The sequence below is a fragment of the Stenotrophomonas sp. SMYL20 genome (assembly GCF_036320045.1).
Lineage (GTDB): Bacteria > Pseudomonadota > Gammaproteobacteria > Xanthomonadales > Xanthomonadaceae > Stenotrophomonas > Stenotrophomonas maltophilia_A.
On the sequence record NZ_JAWIRT010000054.1, the window covers coordinates 1 to 1,187 of the forward strand.

Genomic DNA, 1,187 nt, shown 5'->3' on the forward strand with positions numbered 1-1,187 from the left:
AAGCCCCACCCCGGGGCCGGCGGCAGGAGATTCCAGCATGGCCACCCTTTCCTTGGGCTGCCGATCGGCAGAGATGAAAGTCACCGCTGACCACGTCAGCGAACGCGTCATCGCAGACATGGGCGCTGCCCGCCTGCACCTCACCGCCGACGAGGCCGAGCAGCACGCACACCAGCTGCAGGCTGCAGCCAAGCAGCTGCGCGCAGCGCTCCAGGACGCCGCCGCATGAGCGCCGCCCTCGTCCACCACTCCAACGCTCAGCGCGCCGCTGCAGCCGCAGGCATCGTCGCCCGCGCCGGGCGCCGCTGGGGCCTCCTCCCCAACCAGGTCATCGCAGCCGCCAGCTTCGCCGCCAATGCCGTCCTGCGGCAGGGCAAGAGCGCTGCAGGTGCTGTCGCCGCCGCTCGCCGTGTAGCGCGCGCACAGGCAGGTGCTGCATGAGCGCCCCCTCCAAGATCGCGGCAATCCGCCACGCAGTCAGCGCGTTGCACGGTGCCGCAGACGACGGCGCAGACACCCGCCGCTACGCGGAAGCACTGCAGGAAGCAGCTCAGGACATTGACGCACTCGTGCAGGCCGATGAGGACTACGACCAAGCGCGTGACCGGTGGCTCCACTCGCCGAGCGATCACGAATCGTTCGAGGCGGCGCGGGAAGCCTGGGGGCGGCGCGCCATTGCGCTCGCCCGCGTCAAAGGCGGTGCCGAATGAACGCTCTGGCCACCACCACAGTGCGGAAGAACCTTCTGGAACGAGAGGGCTACACGCCCTACTGCGGCGAAGCACTGATGTGCACTGCAGGTCTTCCGCGAACCACGTGGGACGGCGCGCAGTTTCGCTGCCGCTGTGGCTGGCGGTCGGAGTTCCCCGCCGACTTCATCGCTGCATACAAGGCTAGATGGGGCATCCCCTGTGACGCCTCGACCGAACCGGACTTCTTCACCGCCATGGCCGTCGGCATCCCGCCCATCAGCGCGCCCGCCGGCCCGGCGCCCGCGCCGGCCGAGACCACCAGCGAACAGGAGAACGAGTAATGCGCCACCTGGCCCTGCCCTTCTTCTGCGCCGTCGCCGTCGGCCTGCTCCTCGCCCTGCTCGCTTGGGCCCTGCGCAACCAGCTCGACGCCGTCGCCCTCGCCTGCGCCATCGGCGCCGTGTTCTTCGCATGGCGCTGCTGGGAAGACCTCCA

General features: G+C 69.8%; 4 protein-coding genes. All 4 read left to right on the plus strand.

Annotated features, from left to right (window positions below):
* Nucleotides 1-37 precede the first annotated feature (37 nt).
* The 4 genes from V3B48_RS21285 to V3B48_RS21300 are packed head-to-tail and all read left to right on the plus strand — an operon-like array spanning nt 38 to nt 1,033.
* The gene (locus tag V3B48_RS21285) at nt 38-229 is read left to right on the plus strand and encodes a hypothetical protein (RefSeq protein WP_099553137.1); all 192 of its coding nucleotides are present in this window, start codon (nt 38-40) and stop codon (nt 227-229) included.
* On the plus strand, nt 226-441 hold the full coding sequence (locus V3B48_RS21290; RefSeq protein ID WP_329894411.1) for a hypothetical protein: 216 nt from the start codon (nt 226-228) through the stop codon (nt 439-441). The genes V3B48_RS21285 and V3B48_RS21290 overlap by 4 nt, the downstream gene beginning before the upstream one ends.
* Nucleotides 438-710 carry a hypothetical protein gene (locus V3B48_RS21295; protein WP_329894412.1) on the plus strand — a complete coding sequence of 91 codons (273 nt, stop codon included), beginning with the start codon at nt 438-440 and terminating at the stop codon, nt 708-710. The genes V3B48_RS21290 and V3B48_RS21295 overlap by 4 nt, the downstream gene beginning before the upstream one ends.
* The gene (locus tag V3B48_RS21300; RefSeq protein WP_329894413.1) at nt 707-1,033 is read left to right on the plus strand and encodes a hypothetical protein; all 327 of its coding nucleotides are present in this window, start codon (nt 707-709) and stop codon (nt 1,031-1,033) included. Before V3B48_RS21295 ends, V3B48_RS21300 begins: the two co-directional genes overlap by 4 nt.
* The last annotated feature ends 154 nt before the right edge of the window (nt 1,034-1,187 follow it).